The 16,507-nt window shown below is 41.5% G+C and carries 15 protein-coding genes; 5 read left to right on the top strand and 10 right to left on the bottom strand.

Translation table 11 applies throughout. The features are described from left to right. Nucleotides 1-10: 10 nt before the first annotated feature. From PZB74_RS19610 to PZB74_RS19590, 5 genes are all read right to left on the bottom strand, one after another. On the bottom strand, nucleotides 11-1,393 hold the full coding sequence (locus PZB74_RS19610) for a hypothetical protein (protein ID WP_302238861.1): 1,383 nt from the start codon (nucleotides 1,391-1,393) through the stop codon (nucleotides 11-13). A 122-nt stretch (nucleotides 1,394-1,515) separates the two neighbouring features. Next, the gene (locus PZB74_RS19605; RefSeq protein WP_302238860.1) at nucleotides 1,516-2,925 is read right to left on the bottom strand and encodes an MBL fold metallo-hydrolase; all 1,410 of its coding nucleotides are present in this window, start codon (nucleotides 2,923-2,925) and stop codon (nucleotides 1,516-1,518) included. Nucleotides 2,926-3,001: 76 nt separating this feature from the next. Then, entirely contained in the window at nucleotides 3,002-3,322 is a 321-nt protein-coding gene (trxA, locus tag PZB74_RS19600) for a thioredoxin (RefSeq protein ID WP_302238859.1), read from the bottom strand. Nucleotides 3,323-3,440: 118 nt separating this feature from the next. Beyond that, nucleotides 3,441-4,247, bottom strand: a complete 807-nt coding sequence (locus PZB74_RS19595) for a sulfite exporter TauE/SafE family protein (RefSeq protein WP_302238858.1) — start codon at nucleotides 4,245-4,247, stop codon at nucleotides 3,441-3,443. Between the two features lie 235 nt (nucleotides 4,248-4,482). Next, nucleotides 4,483-5,133: a Crp/Fnr family transcriptional regulator gene (locus PZB74_RS19590; RefSeq protein ID WP_302238857.1), complete on the bottom strand. Its 651-nt coding sequence runs from the start codon at nucleotides 5,131-5,133 to the stop codon at nucleotides 4,483-4,485. 262 nt (nucleotides 5,134-5,395) lie between these two features. On the opposite strand from PZB74_RS19590, the gene PZB74_RS19585 reads away from it, so the two are divergent. Both PZB74_RS19585 and PZB74_RS19580 read left to right on the top strand, forming a co-directional pair. After that, nucleotides 5,396-6,589 carry an NAD(P)/FAD-dependent oxidoreductase gene (locus tag PZB74_RS19585; RefSeq protein ID WP_302238856.1) on the top strand — a complete coding sequence of 398 codons (1,194 nt, stop codon included), beginning with the start codon at nucleotides 5,396-5,398 and terminating at the stop codon, nucleotides 6,587-6,589. Between the two features lie 13 nt (nucleotides 6,590-6,602). Then, nucleotides 6,603-7,385 carry a DUF1641 domain-containing protein gene (locus PZB74_RS19580; RefSeq protein WP_302238855.1) on the top strand — a complete coding sequence of 261 codons (783 nt, stop codon included), beginning with the start codon at nucleotides 6,603-6,605 and terminating at the stop codon, nucleotides 7,383-7,385. On the opposite strand, the gene PZB74_RS19575 is transcribed toward PZB74_RS19580, so the two are convergent. Together PZB74_RS19575 and PZB74_RS19570 are read right to left on the bottom strand one after the other, a co-directional pair. Next, nucleotides 7,380-8,027, bottom strand: coding sequence for a bifunctional 4-hydroxy-2-oxoglutarate aldolase/2-dehydro-3-deoxy-phosphogluconate aldolase (locus tag PZB74_RS19575; protein ID WP_302238854.1), 648 nt, complete (start codon nucleotides 8,025-8,027; stop codon nucleotides 7,380-7,382). The genes PZB74_RS19580 and PZB74_RS19575 overlap by 6 nt on opposite strands. After that, nucleotides 8,020-8,943 (bottom strand): 2-dehydro-3-deoxygalactonokinase, encoded by a 924-nt coding sequence (locus PZB74_RS19570; RefSeq protein WP_302238853.1) that lies wholly within the window; start codon nucleotides 8,941-8,943, stop codon nucleotides 8,020-8,022. The genes PZB74_RS19575 and PZB74_RS19570 overlap by 8 nt, the downstream gene beginning before the upstream one ends. A 246-nt stretch (nucleotides 8,944-9,189) precedes the next feature. Between PZB74_RS19570 and PZB74_RS19565 the strand changes: the two genes are divergently transcribed. Next, a complete protein-coding gene (locus PZB74_RS19565) occupies nucleotides 9,190-10,398 on the top strand; it encodes an acetate kinase (protein ID WP_302238852.1) in 1,209 nt (402 codons plus the stop codon). Nucleotides 10,399-10,406: 8 nt separating this feature from the next. Here PZB74_RS19565 and PZB74_RS19560 read toward each other — a convergent pair whose 3' ends face one another. Next, a complete protein-coding gene (locus tag PZB74_RS19560) occupies nucleotides 10,407-11,939 on the bottom strand; it encodes a sulfatase family protein (protein ID WP_302238851.1) in 1,533 nt (510 codons plus the stop codon). Nucleotides 11,940-12,047: 108 nt separating this feature from the next. On the opposite strand from PZB74_RS19560, the gene PZB74_RS19555 reads away from it, so the two are divergent. Next, the gene (locus tag PZB74_RS19555; RefSeq protein WP_302238850.1) at nucleotides 12,048-12,962 is read left to right on the top strand and encodes a sugar phosphate isomerase/epimerase family protein; all 915 of its coding nucleotides are present in this window, start codon (nucleotides 12,048-12,050) and stop codon (nucleotides 12,960-12,962) included. Between the two features lie 4 nt (nucleotides 12,963-12,966). On the opposite strand, the gene treF is transcribed toward PZB74_RS19555, so the two are convergent. Then, complete coding sequence (gene treF, locus PZB74_RS19550; protein ID WP_367281450.1) at nucleotides 12,967-14,505, bottom strand: alpha,alpha-trehalase TreF; 1,539 nt, start codon at nucleotides 14,503-14,505, stop codon at nucleotides 12,967-12,969. Nucleotides 14,506-14,763: 258 nt separating this feature from the next. Here treF and PZB74_RS19545 point away from each other — a divergent pair, with 258 nt between their 5' ends. Then, nucleotides 14,764-15,576, top strand: coding sequence for a sugar phosphate isomerase/epimerase family protein (locus PZB74_RS19545; protein WP_302238849.1), 813 nt, complete (start codon nucleotides 14,764-14,766; stop codon nucleotides 15,574-15,576). Here PZB74_RS19545 and PZB74_RS19540 read toward each other — a convergent pair. Continuing rightward, nucleotides 15,573-16,457: a polyphosphate kinase 2 family protein gene (locus tag PZB74_RS19540; RefSeq protein WP_302238848.1), complete on the bottom strand. Its 885-nt coding sequence runs from the start codon at nucleotides 16,455-16,457 to the stop codon at nucleotides 15,573-15,575. The genes PZB74_RS19545 and PZB74_RS19540 overlap by 4 nt on opposite strands. Nucleotides 16,458-16,507 lie beyond the last annotated feature (50 nt).

Here is a 16,507-nt window from a genome sequence, read left to right as displayed (position 1 = left end):
GTATGCGTATTTAAAATTTATAGTCTATAATAAAATTCAGGTTCCACATGTCTACGTGGTTTGTCTTATACATTGCACTTGTTTCTTCATTTTTGTCAATTTTGTTTACTACCAATAGGGTAGCGCTAGTACCTTTCCAGGCTCTGTGCAATTGGTGCTTTAGCTCAGCAGCCAGGTGGTAGTAAGAAGGTAAGCCGTACTTGTTTAATTGAGTATTTTCGGGAGCGGGCAGATTCACGCTTCCCAAACCTAATACGATCTTAGTATGCTGCTGGTTGAAACTTCGTTTAGCTTTAATACTAAATGTCTGCACGCCACCATTTCCTTCAAATCTTTCTCGTGGCAGGCTGGCATAAAACTGTTCGCGTCCCCACTCTCTGGGAAACAGGTATCTTCCTTTAGAGCTGATTCCCAGATAATTAATGCTGACTTCTGTATTAGGCTTACTGTAAGCAATACGAGTGCCTAGGCCAGCAGTTTGCTCACCCCTCTGCATATAGGAAAGTGCCTGATCATGATTTCCACCCTCCTGAATAGCTCTCTCGTAAAAGCTTTGCAGGCCAAGTTGTAAGGCTTTATTCTGATAGTCCCACTGAGCAAAACTGAAGTTGAAAACTCTATCGGTATAATAGTTCCAGACTTGCAGTTTGCCCGCTTTCTTATGCTTCCACTCTAATCCACTAAGCCAAAGTCCTGCGCTTTTAATATGTGCGTGGTACTCAGCTTTCAGACCATTAGTTTGTCTGCCCATACCATATACACCAAAAGAATTTTCTATACTGAACCACTCAATGGTGCCTCTGGGAGTAATACCCTTGACCCAAGTGTTATGCACTTGTACAGCATTTAGTTTTAACTCTGTACTCAGGCCAGAAAAGATATTAGGTCTCATTCTGTTGTATTGCCCATTAACAAAAGGGGACTCAAGCTTTTGTCGTCCCAAAGTAATTTTTAGCCAGTCTGACTGGTAGCGGATATAAAGCTCTTCAAGTCGGTCTAGATCTTCTTTCTCGTGAGGTGCAAGAGCATTGAAAAGCATTTTTTCGTAACGATTGCCTGAGCTGGAATTTTCGTCCTGCTTGGCATTATGACCATAGGCCATATTGTAAATGAAAAACCCACTAAGCCCAAACTGCAAGTTTTTGTACAAAGGACTCTGGTAACCTATTCCGGCACCTATCGCCCATGCATAATAATCTTTCAAATCTGAGTGGTTAATGGTGCTCATCATAAATGATCTGGCATGCAATTCTACTTCCCCTTGCTTTAGAAGATGAGCGATGCTAAGACTGCTATCTTTCTCTTGCGTTTCATTCTCCTGAGCTAAAACTGCCTGAGGCAGCCCCATTAACAGTAGAATAAAGCTAAAGGTGAAAATGATCGTCTTCTTCACAATCGTGAAAATTATTATTTGTAATAGAACTCTCTGTGATATTGGTCACATAAGCCCTCTTTTTACCAAAAATGGCAGAGAGTAATCTCTGCCATTGTTAGCTGCTTTGTTAAAAGAAGTCTCTACTTCAAGGTTGAAGGACAAACGTAATCGGTACGAGCTACATCTGTTTTACTGATATCTGCAAAACCTCCTTTTACATTGATGAAGTTGTTCCAGCCTCGTGACTTCAAAATGGAAGCTGCGATCATAGAGCGATAACCACCAGCGCAGTGCAGATAAAACGTCTCATCTTTAGGATACTCCGCTAAATGTTCGTTAATATAGTCCAGTGGCAGGTTTATTGCTTTCTCTACATGCTCTGAGGCATATTCGTTGGGCTTACGTACATCAATTACAACAGGAGTGTGTCCCTTATAAGCCTGAGCAAAGTCCGAAGCATTTACGGAGTCTACTGCATCTACCTCTTTGCCTGAATCTTTCCAGGCTTTAATTCCACCTTGCAGATAGCCTAGAGTATTGTCATAGCCTACACGTGCCAAACGGGTGATGGCCTCCTCTTCTTTACCTTCATCAGTAAGCAAGAGTATTGCCTGACCTTCAGGTATGAGTGCTCCAGCCCAGGGAGCAAATTGCCCACCCAGCCCTATATTTATAGCATTGGGTATAAATGCCTCTCCAAATACATCTGGGTCGCGAGTGTCCAGTATTAGAGCTCCTGTTTCATTGGCTGCGGCCTCAAAAGCTTCAGGATTTAGAGGGCGTATGCCCTTAGACAGCACTTCGTCAATACTTTCGTAACCTTCTTTATTCATGCGAACATTCATCGGAAAATAGGCTGGGGGAGGAAGTAGCCCATCAGTTACTTCTTTTACAAACTCCTCTTCACTCATGTCCTCTCTTAGTGCGTAGTTCGTTTGTTTTTGCGCCCCAATAGTAGATACCGTTTCTTTACTCATATGCTTTCCACAGGCTGAGCCGGCACCATGTCCTGGGTAAACTACTACTTCGTTACTTAAAGTCATTACTTTGGTTCTCAGGCTTTTATATAGTGTGGCTGCAAGTTCTTCCTGAGTCATATGAGCGGCCTTTTGGGCCAGGTCAGGGCGTCCTACATCACCGATAAAGAGTGTGTCTCCAGTAAACAAGGCCTGTTCTTTTCCCTCCTCATCTATAAGCAGGTAACAGGTAGATTCCATGGTATGGCCGGGAGTATGTAGTACTTTGATTTTTGCTTTTCCCAGACTCAGTACTTCTTCATCTTTGGCAATGTGTGCTCCGAAATTTGGGTTAGCAAGAGGCCCATAGACAATCTCTGCTCCACTGGCTTTAGCCAGATCAAGGTGACCGGAAACAAAGTCTGCGTGAAAGTGAGTTTCTAATATGTACTTAATTTTAGCTCCATCCTGCTCAGCCTTTTTTATGTAGGGTTTAACTTCTCTTAAAGGATCTACAACTGCGGCTTCACCTTCCGATTCTATATAATAGGCACCTTGTGCCAGGCATCCGGTATAAATCTGTTCTACTTTCATAACATTTAAAATTTATGGTATGATAAAAATAGTGGGTATGTAAGCTTCTCACTATGACATCAATCACAGAGGAATCTTATACTTTTACTTTTTTAGCGTGATTTTGTATTACTTGTTCCAACTGATTGGCAGACACTACTCCAGACTGTCGCCATAGTACTTCTTTTTGCTGAAATAGCATCAGTGTAGGTACTCCCTGTATTCGCAGACTGCTTGCTAGTTTTGGGTTTTTCTCCACATCTATCTTAATAACTTTAACTGCATCTCCCATCTTCTCACGAAGCTCCTGAAGAATGGGCGACATCATTTTGCATGGGCCGCACCATTCTGCATAAAAGTCTACCAGCACAGGTTGGTCACCGCTGATCAATTCGTTAAATGTTAATTTATTTTTCATGTCTTGAAGTCTTTATATTTCTGCTGAGCTTGTGGGCATCAGCATGAATAATTGATAAGTATAAATTTAAGAGGCTTTACTATCATCTTCAGTGACAGTTGTCACATGACCCAATTTTTTATGTATTGAGGACCAGTTCATTGAGCATGATGTAAATCGCCATGACCAGGACAAACCAGCCGAAGCCAGATTTTAACTTCTCTCCGGGAATCTTTTTAGACAAAAATGAGCCTACAAAGATGCCCACAACAGATAAGGCAGTAAATACCAGCAGAAATTGCCAATCAATGGTTTGAGTACCAATGTCTCCTAAAAATCCAATTAAAGATTTAGCGGCAATGATGAGTAAAGAGGTGCCAACAGCCATTTTCATAGGCAGTTTAGCCAGTAGTACCAATGCGGGAATTATTAAGAATCCACCCCCTGCACCTACAATGCCGGTGAGCGTACCAACGACTGCGCCTTCCAGCCCAATCATTAGGTAGTTAAACTGAACTTGTTCGCTGTTCTGCTCTTTTACAGTCTTTTTCTTAATCATAGAGTAAGAGGCTGCCAGCATTACCAAAGCAAAGAAGACCATAATGGCCATGCTTTTTGATAGCTCAAAACTACCCAGGCTGAGTAATGGATCTGGTATGGCGGGTACCAGAAATTTGCGTGTGAGAAATACAGCGATGAAAGAGGGTACCGCAAAAACCAGAGCAGCCCTGTAATGCACCAGATCTTTTCTCATAAAGTTGACACTACCAACCAGTGAGGTTACGCCTACAATAAATAAAGAATAGGCAGTAGACAAAACAGGGTTGATTCCTACAATATAGACCAGTACTGGTACCGTAAGTATTGAACCTCCACCACCTATCAGACCAAGGCTAAGGCCAATAAGCACTGAGGTCGCATATCCTATTATTAAAAGTGTATCCATTTTTCAAAATTTTAGGACAAACTTACTGCTGTCTTAAGCGGAAGTCTGCAACAAAAGTCACACAAATGAAATTATGTTCATAAATACATGCATTCCTATTTATTACACACTTGGAGAAGGGCTAAATGTTTTACTGACGAAGGAAAAACTTAAAGAGGGAGCAAGTACTTGCTTACTAAAGAGATAAGGAAGGCAAGTCTGTTGTTATAAAGCAACAGACTAGTAAAAGGATTGTTTAATTGACTAAGCTAAGCGTATTTCGGATAACCTTGTTTCTGCCCAGACTAATGGCTCCATCTCGCTCCAGTTGCTTTAGCAAACGGGAGATTACTTCTCTGGAAGTACCTAATTCATTGGCAATTTCCTGATGCGTAATGTTAAGTTGCTCTGTTTTCAGGTGTTTAAATTTTGCCTGCAAATATTCTATCAGACGTTCGTCCATATTTTTAAAGGCAATGTTTTCAATGGTTTGCAGAAGTTCGTCAAAACGGGTTGCATAGGTACGACCGACCAGCTCTTTCCATTCACGGTAGTGGTTCATCCATTCCTCATGCTTGTTAACAGGCACCGATAGTAATTCGGTAGGCTCTTCGGCAACTGCCTTAATCTGGCTGGGTTGGTAAGTGCTACAGCAGGTAAGCGACATAGCACATGTTTCGCCAGGTTTCAGATAATATAAAAATACTTCTTTGCCTTCTTCATCTTCTTTGATGACTTTAATACTTCCAGATAATATTAAGGGTACCGTTTTAATATAGTTGCCATAATTGATCAGAGTCTCACCAGCAGCAAATTTTACATGCCTGGCATGAGTAGCAAGTGCGGCTAAAAGTTCGGGATTGCTCAGCTTAAAAGTTTGCTTAGCCTTATTGATGTATTCTTCCATAATCTTATTCTCTATACTAATAACTTACGAAAATTAGGAGCTGAAGGTATAAATGTATTCTTTTTCAGTTTAAGCGGTATTTATTTTCACAATCATAAGCGTACAAAATTTATATCTGTGTGATAAAAGTCACGGATTATGATATGGATGCTTACTAGTTTAAGACTAAGTTCAGGTAGAAAGATGGTATTCTCTTCACTTTCCGGTGATATTGAACTGTCGCCTGTACTTACACATCTCATAACCCTAAACTTCTTTTATCATGGACCATTTTCAGATACTCATAGTTGGAGGAGGAAATGCTGGTATTTCCGTAGCCTCGCAATTGTTGCTCAAAGACAAAGCTCTTGATATTGCTATTATTGAGCCTTCAGAAAAACATTATTATCAACCGGCATGGACACTGGTAGGAGGGGGAGATTATGATATTCAGGAGACTGAAAAAGAGGAGGCTGAGGTGATGCCCGATGCAGTTACATGGATAAGAGAAGCGGTAGCCTCTTTTGAGCCAGAGCAGATGCAACTAAATACTACAGAAGGTAATACTTATAGCTATGATGCCCTGGTAGTTTGCCCCGGTATACAACTGGACTGGCATAAAATTGAAGGCTTGGAAGAAAGCTTAGGCAAACACCAGGTGTGCAGCAATTATGGTTTTGATAAAGCACCTTATACCTGGGAGTGTATTCGCAATTTTAAAGGAGGAACAGCGCTGTTTACCCAGCCCGCTACTCCAGTAAAGTGTGGCGGTGCTCCCCAAAAAATAATGTATATGGCGGCTGATCATTTTCAGCGTAACGGAATACTGGCTAAGTCTCAGCTTGAATTCTGCTCACCAGGTAAAGTAATTTTTGGAGTAAAAAAATATGCTAAATCTCTTAGCCAGGTAGTAGAAAATTATGGCATTCAACTCAACTTCAGGCACGAACTTATCCGGGTGGATGGGCCAGGCAAAAAGGCAACTTTTAGCGTAAAAGATGATGAAGGAGGAGTAAGAGAGCTTGTTAAGCCCTTTGACATGATCCATATTACACCTCCTCAGAGTGCGCCTGATTTTGTAAAGAGCAGTCCGCTGGCAAACGACGCAGGGTGGCTTGATCTGGATAAGTACAGCCTGCAACATAAGAAGTACACTCATGTATTTGGACTGGGAGATGCTTCGGGTACACCCAACGCAAAAACTGGAGCAGCAGTACGAAAGCAGGCTCCTGTTGTGGTAGACAATCTATTGGCAGTATTACACCAAAGAAGCCTGACGGCTCAGTATGATGGCTATGGCTCATGCCCCCTGATTACGGCTAAAGGTAAGCTGATACTCGCAGAATTTGACTACAATAATGAGCCTGCCGAAAGCTTTCCATTTGATCAGTCCAAAGAACGCTTTAGCATGTACCAACTAAAAAGAAGAGTGCTGCCCTGGATGTACTGGAATAAAATATTAAAAGGAACCGCCTAATCGTCTGATAGACATGAATACTACAACTCACATCACAAAAAATAAAGATCAGGAAGTATTAGCGGCCATTAAGCCAGAGGATAATGCAAAGATGCTCTCTGAAATTATGCGGAAGCTGGATAGTATACAGGCAGAAGTTGAGCAAATTAACAGACAGACTCAGCAGGCTCCTCAGGCTTTAGAGTTGATAACAGATGCCATAGACGAAGTGGCCGGTCAAGCTCATGAAAGTGGAAGCCCACTAGGTGATAGAATGGAAGCCGTACTCAAACTGATGGATCGCCTTAGCCAGCCCGGCACCTTAAGCAAACTGAATTCTTTGCTGGATTTAAGTGAGCAGCTCCCTCAGATCTTAGCTGATGTGGTAGACTTGGTAGATCAGCAAGCTGCTATGCTTGAGCGAGAAGGAATAGACCTGAGCCAGAGAACTACTGAGCTAATTACCTTACTAAAAAGGTTAACTGCACCAAAAACACTACAAAAGCTAAACGGCCTGATGGATGTGCTGGATGATAGCACTGACTATCTTACTTTAGCAGTAGATACATTTGACGATTTTATAAACAGATTGAGTGCTGAAGGAATAGATATATCGAAATTGGCAGATAACTTACAGTCTATGCTAATGGCTTCTCACACCGCTTTAACAGCTACTTTGAATGAGTCTCCTAAAAAAATAGGAGGGGTATTTAGCCTGCTACGCCAGCTAAACGATAAGGACTTTCAGAAAGTGCTCGCATTTATGGCAACCTTTGGTAAACACTTTGGCCGTGAACTGGGTAATAAAAGCTTATAAAGCGGCTTGATAAGCACGGAACTTATTGACAAATGCGGCAAAGTGCTTTTTTAGCCGCTCCCAGTCTTGTTGGGCGATGGCATCCTTAAGAAATAATTGGCTGCCTAAGCCCACGGCACTGGCTCCGGCCTGTAGAAAATCGCAGAAGTTTTGCAAATCCACCCCACCCACGGGTACCAGCCTGATCTGATCCAGAGGTGCCTGAACATCTTTGATATATTTTGGTCCTAAGAGGCCAGCTGGGAAAAGCTTAACCATGTCGGCACCAGCCTCATGGGCACGATAGATTTCTGTAGGGGTAAATGCACCCGGAAAAACTGGCAGACCAGATGCTTTGCAAGCGGAAATTAATTTTTCGTCAGTAATAGGAGTGACTATAAAAGAAGCACCAGCATCAATAGCTTCTTCCAACTCTGACATCTTGCAGACAGTACCTGCCCCTATGTTGAGCTGCGGAAAACTATCTGAAAGCTGACGAATCATCTCAGAAGCGCCTTGGGTATTCATAGTTATTTCTAAAGTGCTTAGACCACACTCCTGATATAGCTGTACGACTTTTTCTAGCTGTGCAGCCGGGAGTTTGCGCAATATGCCAATTATTGGCATGTCTTCTAAGCTGGCAAATGAGAATGGTTTAGGCATGGTTTAGTCCTTGTAATAACTTAAAATGACCGGCGATGGTAGCCTTTTGTGTTGAGATTATATCCAGTTTAGTATGTGGAAACAGATGTTGCAGGGCTAATTTGTAAAGTAAGCCTAAGTTTCCATCGGCACATAAAGTAAGCTGATCGGGCAAATCATCAGATAGTGGATACAATTCATTTCCAATCAGTAATCCACTGAGAAATGCATAATTCATTTCGGGTGTGGTCTTTTGTAATATTTGTCGTGCACGTATACCAAACAAGTGCTTAAGTAGCTGTGATTTACCTTCTTCAACTCCTTTCAGAAATACTTTCTGATCAGGACCATTTTCTGATTCTGGCTTTTGTACAGAATGCTTAAGAATACTATAATTTTGTAGAAGAGCGAATAACTCTCCAGTCATATAGGTAGTAAAAGTTGTTAACTGCTTTTTTTGTATTAGCACATGTTTAGAATGGGTTCCGGGCAATATCAACAATTGATTCTCTTTGCTTGAGTTCTCATCATAAGCCCCCAGCACCTGTACCTCTTCTCCGCGCATAACATCAATGTCGGTACAAAGTCCAGAAAACATAAATACATCTGATGACAAGCTTTCCAGTTTTTCATAAGGAATTTCAAACCTTTTCATCGCTAAAGGAAGTTGAGCATACGGCAGATTTTTGATGCCTATAGAGGAAGATGCCATGCCCGATAAAATACACAGCGGAGTAGTATCTAATTGAGCCTTACGGCAAAGCAGTTCAATTTTTTCATCCAACAAACGGATATAATCCTCTTTGCCTGCACTCTGCTGGCCAAAGCCCAGTTGCGAATCTGTAAGGCTATGTATTATCTCTAGCTTGTTAGTATTAATAAGGCTAAGCCGGAAAGAGGAGGTGCCCCAATCGCAGCTGATAAAAAATGGATTCATATACAGCAAGATAATAACAGTCAGCGAATAGCTTATAGTAATCCCTAATATTTATGGAACAAAGATCAATTAGTACAATTATGGTAACTAAAGGGCCGCTTTTCTGCTTTCATAAGTTTAATGAGTATACCTTATTTCGGCTTTGAGTTAATTTTGTAAGGGAATACCAATCTTTTGGTAAATTAATAGCTTAGTTTTAACGCTAAACGCAACTAAAGAAATATCATTTTAAGCAATACTATTGATATGAAAATACTTGTTATCAACTCTGGTAGTTCGTCCATCAAATACCAGTTGATCAATATGGATAATAAAGAAGTACTGAGTGCAGGTTTGGTAGAAAGAATAGGAGAAAGTGAAAGTTATATCCGTCACCAAAGGTTTTTTAAGGATCAGGAAAGCAGGTCTAAAGAAGAAAAATTACATATTAAAGATCACCGAAGTGGGCTAGAGCAGGTCAATCTTTTGCTGCAAGATAGCGAAGTGGGAGCTATTACTAATCCGGATGAGATTGAGGTGGTAGGACACAGGGTAGTACATGGTGGAGATATGTTTAATGCCGCAGTAAATGTAGATGATGATGTAAAAGAAAAGATTAAGGCACTTATTCCTCTGGCACCTTTGCACAATCCTGCAAATCTGGAAGGTATTCTGGTAGCTGAAAAGGTTTTTGCCAAGGCTCAGCAGGTCGTTGTTTTTGATACAGCCTACCATCAGAGCATGCCTCCACATGCTTTTCGTTTCGCAATTCCTGAGCGATTTTATACTGAAGATAAACTGAGAGTTTATGGTATGCATGGCACTTCACATCAGTACGTAGCTAGGCAGGCAGCCAGATATCTGGGTAATGCATTTAGCCAGTTCAACGCTATTAGCATTCATCTGGGAAATGGCTGTAGCATGACAGCCATAAAAAACGGTAAAAGTATTGATACCTCTATGGGTTTGAGCCCGCTGCCGGGACTCATGATGGGAACCCGCTCAGGAGATATAGATCCTACTGTACTTTTTTATATGGGTACCAAACTTCAGATGAGTTTTGAAGAAATTGATAACGTATTGAATAAACAGAGCGGCCTCAAAGGAATAGCCGGAGACAATGATATGCGGCATATTGTAGAGCGCTATCAAAATAATGAGGCGGATGCCCAATTGGCGCTGGAAATGTATACCTATCGTATCAAAAAGTTTATAGGATCTTATCTGGCTATATTAGGTCCTTTAGATGCGATCATATTTACTGCCGGAGTAGGTGAAAATAGTAGCCTGGTACGCGAAATGGCATGTGCTGATTTAGAGCATCTAGGTATTAAGGTTGATGAGAAAAAGAATAATCAGCGAAGCAGAGAAATTCAATCTATCGCTCATGAAGATAGTAGTATTGCACTGTTAGTTGTTCCTACCAACGAAGAACTCTCAATTGCTGAGCAGGCATATGAGCTTGCAAACCGTTGAGCTATGAGTTAAAAAGCAGATACCTTTGCATTCTTATCAGTAGGTTCGCAGAAAGCGACAAGTCTCCGTTCTAAATCCCATTCTTTAGAGATACTATCAGCCTTAGGGTGGGTGCTTTCAAACCACATGATCATTTCGTTTTGCAGACGCTTTGCTTCCTGCTGATAGTTGGGTTTATAGTACAAATTTGTAGTTTCATAAGGATCTTTTTCTAAATCATAAAGGCGATGAGTAATGCCAGGAGCAGGTAGGCCTGTCTGGTAGCCTTGCGCCAGGTCTTTTTTACCCGTGGTAAATATATATTTAAAGCGCTCTCCTCTTACCATAGCTTTATTATCTCCCAGAAACTCCGAAAAGATAAACTTTTTGTGGTATTTCTTTTCTCCATTCAGAAGAGGAAGCAGGGACTTCCCCTGTAGTTCTTGAGGTATATCCATTCCGGTAGCTTGTAGCATAGTAGGGGCCAGGTCTACAAACTCAGTTAGTGCCTCTATTTTGGTACCTGCCTTAAGCTGTTTGCCTCCCTGAATAATGAGTGGAGCACGAACCGCGGGCTCCCACATCATATGCTTTTCAAAGCGCTTATGGTCATTTAGCAGGTATCCATGGTCTCCTATATACACCACCAGCGTACTATCACCGATGCCTAGTTCTTCTATCTTGTTTAGAATTAGGCCTACATTTTTGTCAAGATACTCTACCGAAGTGTAGTAAGATGCTATAATCCCCTTTCTTTCTTCTTCAGTTAATTCTTTAAAAATTTCAGGAATCCAGCGATCATCCTCTTCACTTGTTAAAGGCAGCTTCATGTCCTCCGCTTGGTAGCGGTTACGATATTCCACTGGAAAGTTAAAAGGAGAGTGAGGCTCATGAAAACCTACACACAGAAAAAAGGAGGAATCCTGATGCTTTTCCAGATAGTTTTGTGCCTGCTCCGCATACCATGTACCAATATCAAACTGGTCATACTGATTGCCTGCTAGCATCTCTGCATTCAGCCAGATACGTGCCGGGTCACGAAAAGGCTTCCAGTCTGGGCGGGTAACAATACTGTCTGGTACCGGGGCTATGTCAGTATTTTTCAGGTAGTTGAAATAATCTCTCCTCTCAATTTTGGTGTCAAAACCATGATTTAGCTGATTGTTAAAGTGATTTTTACCAATGATGGCCGTACTATAGGCTCGCTCCTTCAGGTGTTCTGCAATCGTAATGTTTTGCTCAGGAAAAGAGGTGGTAAGTAGGGTCACCCCGGTAGCATGAGGATATAGCCCGGTGATAAACGACTGACGGGAAGCGCTACACATAGGCGAATTCGCATAAGCACGATTAAATTGTACACCCTGAGCAGCCATTTTATCCAGATTTGGGGTTCTTACCTTTTTGTTACCATAGGCACCTAAAACATTGGCAGAATGATCGTCTCCCACAATCAGGACTATGTTTTTAAAGTGTATTGACTTTTCTTCTTTCAAAGGCTCCTGTACTGTTTGGCAGGCGCTAATGCATAAAGAAAGAATTAAGATGTAAAAAGTTGTTTTCATGGAAAGAGTAGCTGTATAGTTGAGCTAATAGCAATGAATTATGCTAAATAATTGTCAAATTAGTATCCTGTACCATCATTGGTACAACTAACCTAAAACTACACACACATGCACCGAAGAGAATTTATGAAAGTGATGCAGGCCGGAGCTGGTCTGGCACTACTACCTGATGTTTCCGCTATTTTTAAATCCTCCATGTTTTTTGAGATTTCGCTGGCAGAGTGGTCTCTTCGTCAACCCATACGCAATGGAGATATGAGCAACCTGGATTTTCCGCAAGTAGCCAAAGAGAAATATGGAATATCAGCCGTAGAATATGTAAGTGGTTTTTTTGATGGAAAAGAGCAGGATCAGGCTTATTTAAAAAAGCTGAACCAAAGGGCTGCTGATTATGATGTAGACAATGTTCTGATTATGGTTGATCTATGGAAATACAAAACTGCCAGCCCAAACAAATCGGAAAGAAAAGAGGCAGTAGAACAACATAAGCCCTGGATAGACGCGGCTCATACCCTGGGTTGTCATGCCATCCGTATCAATGCTAATGGATATGAGGGACTGGAACGGCAGGCGGCAGCCGACGCCTTTTCTGAGACATTATACCAGCTTTCAGATTATGGCAATGGCTCAGATATTAGTGTGATTGTAGAAAATCATGGAGGCCTCTCATCTGATGGAAAGTGGCTTGCAGGAGTTATGAAGCAGGTAAACCGTGAGAATGTAGGTACGCTACCTGATTTTGGTAATCTTAATATCTCTAAAGATGAGCAGTACGATCGTTACTTACTCATTGAAGAATTGATGCCCTATGCCAAAGGAGTGAGTGCCAAAACTTTTGACTTTACTAAAAATGGGGAAGAAAGCAGTATGGACGTAAGTCGTTTAATGCAGATTGTAAAAGATGCTGGTTTTAAAGGTTATGTAGGCATTGAGTTTGGTGGTAAGCTGGAAAAAATAAGTAAGAAAGATGGCGTAGCTTCTACTAAAAAGTTATTGGAGAAAGTAGGAAGTTCACTATCCTAAAGAATTAGGGCAGGCCCTGTTCAGAAATTATCTTAAGCAATACACCGTTAGACCAGCCAAAGCCATCCTGAACAGGGTATTCTCCGCCTCCCGCTTCCAGCGTAATGTCTTTTACATTGTATTTTTCTACCATCTTGCCAGTGTTCTGAAAAACCCGAATATTGTTATCCCTCCAGCGTTGCGCAATCTTATCTGCGAGTTTATCCTGACCGTAGTTCATTAACCCACGGTACGCCAGCCACTGTAAGGGTGCCCAGCCGTTGGGTGCATCCCATTGCTGCCCTGTGTTGTTTAAAGTCGTAAGCAAACCACCGGGCTGTAAGAAATCTTTTCCAAGTTTTCTGCTTACACGTACAGCTTCCTGCTGAGTTGCTATTTCTACAAACAAGGGGTATACAGCTGCTAAAGAGAATTTATCTGTATTTTTTTGAGCTACAAAATCGTAATCTATATAGAATCTACCTTTCTTACTCCAGCAGTATTTTCTGATTGCTTCAGCACGTTGGCTGGCTTTTTCTTCCATTTGCAGCTGTTTGTTTTTCTGCCCAGCCTGAGCATATGCGTCAGCCAAAGTTACTTCCAGATGATATATTAAACTATTTAGGTCTACCGGTATAATATCTGTGGTATGTATACTGCCCAGGCTCTGTCCATCTTTTAGCCAGCGACTGCTAAAATCCCAGCCCGACTCGCAGGCGGCACGTAGGTTTCTATACAGCTCTTCAGCGGGTCGCTCCGAAGATTCTGCTAATTCGTAATCTTCTTTGTAGGACTCAGGACGAGGCTCAGGTCTTTCGTCCCAGTAGCGATTAAGTATTGTACCATCTTCCAGCATAACTACCCGTTTGTGTGCAGGCTCAGTGGTACTTAGTTGACCTTCGCCCTCCATCCAGAAGGCATACTCTTTTTCCAACTGTGGTAAGTAGGTGTTTAGTATACTGTCGCCATCAATATCCGCGAGTAGTCGTACCATCAAAGCGTAAAATGGGGGCTGTGAGCGGCTGGTATAATAGGTGCGATTTCCGTTGGGGATAAAGCCTAGCGTCTCTATAAGAAAAGAAAAGTTGTCTACCATATTCCGAATAAGCTGGTACTCTTCTGATTGCTGTAAGCCCAGCATGGTAAAGTAACTGTCCCAATAATAAATCTCTCTAAACCTTCCCCCAGGTACGATATACGATTCTGGCAAAATAATCAGGCTGCCTTTGAGCTCATCCGAGGGCTGCCGGGTAAGTACTGGCCATAGTGCATTAATATGTTCAGCTACATCATTAGTTGTATCTGTTTCAAAGTTTACCGATGGACTTTTAGGAAGCTGAAAATTTGCCAGTACGAATTCTTTAAGATTAAAATCTGTGTCAGCTTTCTGTGCTTGATATTTTTGTAAAATGGCCTCTGGAGAATGCAGCGGAATACAATCGGGAAAGGTTTTGGAATCAGGAAAAATCCCGGAAAGTTGAACCTCTTTGAAAAGCTCACCATATAGCTCATCTGGGCTCTGCTGTGCCTGCGAAAGCGTTGGACTACAACAGACAAGCAGCAAAAAGTACAAGCTTAGGCAAAGGTTTTTACTATAATTTGAGAGTTGAGAAATGTCCACAGTTTTTCTAAGTTAGTTGTAAAGTTATTGCACTTTTAACACCTGATACAAACCTATTGTTAAGAGTTTATAGCTGCATCAGTTTAAACAAATAGCTAACACATGCAAAAACTGTCACGCAGAGCGTTTATTTCAGCCTTAGGTCTCTCTTTGCCTATATTGAGTAGTAGGCCTTCGTATAGCTATCAAAGCGTTACATTAATGGATAAGATCGGCCTACACCTCTCTTGCGTACAGAATGAGTTAATACAGCATCCTCAGCAGACTCTGGACTTTATTTATGAGCTGGGTATACGGCATTTAGCACTACCTGATGTGAGTAAACTCAAACGTTTATATCCTGTTCTGAAAGGTATGGGATTCCAGGTGGAAGTAGCTAATTTTCCTAGTCCATATATTACCGAAAACTGGCAACCCTATACCGCTTTTGGTAATGCTAAACCTGAAGGAGTAGAAAGTTTTGATGATATGCTGGCTATAGCCGTCAAGTACAATCTCAGGTACCTAATTTTTCCGGAAATATTTCCACAGGATAGGGGAGACTTACAATGGTACGGAACATTTGCTGACAAATTAAATCTGGCCGGGGAGAAATGTCAGCAGGCAGGTATACAGCTATGCTATCATCACCATGCCTTTGAGTTTCAGCCAATGGAAGACAGCTCTCCCATGCAGGAGCTTTTGAAGTATTTGGATAGTAAGCTGGTAAAACTAGAGTTTGACGTATTTTGGGCAAGCCTGGCTGGAGTAGATCTCCGCGGATTTATGGACAAGCATGCTGAATTTATGGCCTTACTTCAGTTTGGGGACCTGGGCAAAGATATACCCCAGTCTTATAAAGGAATTACCCTTCCCCCGGCGGCGTACCAACCATTAGGAAAAGGGAAGGTAGATTTCAACGAAATATTAAGCAGTAAGGCTGAAGTGCCCTTGTACCTGATAAATTTACAGAAAAGTCAGGATGTACTTGATGAACTTAGGCACAGTGTCAACTACCTTAAAAGCCTTGGCTAGTTTTTCTCTGAATCAAGTACTTGTCTTGCTTTTTCTATGTTTTCCAACTGAAGTTTGTTCACTTTTGGGTATTGCAGATTTAGCTTTTCCAATTGATCTACGATAATCTGGCTAACCGCAGTGCGCATAAACCACTTATGGTCAGCAGGAATAATATGCCAGGGTGCATAATTGGTAGACGTATGGTTGATAGCTGACTCGTAAGCTTCCTGGTATTTATCCCAATTTTGCCGGGCTTCAATATCGCTCATATCAAACTTCCAATGCTTGTCAGGTCTTTCTATGCGTTTCATAAAACGATTTTTCTGCTCTTCTTTAGAGAGGTGAAGAAAGAATTTGAGAATAAGCGTACCGTTTTGGTATAGATGCCTCTCCATTTCGTTGATGGAACGGTATCTTTCTTCCCAAAAAGAAGGAGTGATGTCTTTCAGAGTTTTTATACCGGGTATCCCTTGTTTTAAAATATACTGAGGCATTACTCGGGTTACCAATACTTCTTCGTAATAGGAGCGATTGAAGATTCCTATTTTTCCACGTTCAGGTAATTCACGATACGTTCTCCATAGAAAATCGTGCTGCAACTCACGAGAGCTGGGTGCTTTAAAGCTTACAACTCTACAACCTTGAGGGTTGACACCAGACATAACATGCTTGATAGTACTGTCTTTACCTGCCGCATCCATAGCCTGAAAAATGATGAGGATGGCATGTTTATCAAATGCATAAAGAATGTCTTGTAATTCTGTCAACTTTTCTAGGTTTGCCGCTCTTATACTTTTAGACTCTTCTTTGTCTTTGATTGTTCCGGTATAGTTAGTGGCATAATTTGCCAGCTCTATTTGTTGGTGGGGGTGTGCTATTATACGATCTAAATCAAACATAAACTCTTTATATAATTTTTTTGCATAAACCCTGATCAGTAGAATATTGT

The sequence above is a fragment of the Porifericola rhodea genome (genome assembly GCF_030506305.1).
GTDB lineage: Bacteria > Bacteroidota > Bacteroidia > Cytophagales > Cyclobacteriaceae > Catalinimonas > Catalinimonas rhodea.
This window is presented reverse-complemented; position numbering and strand designations above follow the sequence as displayed.

What these genes read in the sequence shown, in the direction of transcription:
- PZB74_RS19595 (WP_302238858.1), bottom strand. Translation starts at nt 4,247, where the DNA reads ATGGATACACTTTTAATAATAGGATATGCGACCTCAGTGCTTATTGGC.
- PZB74_RS19540 (WP_302238848.1), bottom strand. Translation starts at nt 16,457, where the DNA reads ATGTTTGATTTAGATCGTATAATAGCACACCCCCACCAACAAATAGAG.
- PZB74_RS19575 (WP_302238854.1), bottom strand. Translation starts at nt 8,027, where the DNA reads ATGCCTAAACCATTCTCATTTGCCAGCTTAGAAGACATGCCAATAATT.
- PZB74_RS19605 (WP_302238860.1), bottom strand. Translation starts at nt 2,925, where the DNA reads ATGAAAGTAGAACAGATTTATACCGGATGCCTGGCACAAGGTGCCTAT.
- PZB74_RS19590 (WP_302238857.1), bottom strand. Translation starts at nt 5,133, where the DNA reads ATGGAAGAATACATCAATAAGGCTAAGCAAACTTTTAAGCTGAGCAAT.
- PZB74_RS19585 (WP_302238856.1), top strand. Translation starts at nt 5,396, where the DNA reads ATGGACCATTTTCAGATACTCATAGTTGGAGGAGGAAATGCTGGTATT.
- PZB74_RS19555 (WP_302238850.1), top strand. Translation starts at nt 12,048, where the DNA reads ATGCACCGAAGAGAATTTATGAAAGTGATGCAGGCCGGAGCTGGTCTG.
- PZB74_RS19580 (WP_302238855.1), top strand. Translation starts at nt 6,603, where the DNA reads ATGAATACTACAACTCACATCACAAAAAATAAAGATCAGGAAGTATTA.
- PZB74_RS19545 (WP_302238849.1), top strand. Translation starts at nt 14,764, where the DNA reads ATGGATAAGATCGGCCTACACCTCTCTTGCGTACAGAATGAGTTAATA.
- trxA (WP_302238859.1), bottom strand. Translation starts at nt 3,322, where the DNA reads ATGAAAAATAAATTAACATTTAACGAATTGATCAGCGGTGACCAACCT.
- PZB74_RS19560 (WP_302238851.1), bottom strand. Translation starts at nt 11,939, where the DNA reads ATGAAAACAACTTTTTACATCTTAATTCTTTCTTTATGCATTAGCGCC.
- PZB74_RS19565 (WP_302238852.1), top strand. Translation starts at nt 9,190, where the DNA reads ATGAAAATACTTGTTATCAACTCTGGTAGTTCGTCCATCAAATACCAG.
- PZB74_RS19570 (WP_302238853.1), bottom strand. Translation starts at nt 8,943, where the DNA reads ATGAATCCATTTTTTATCAGCTGCGATTGGGGCACCTCCTCTTTCCGG.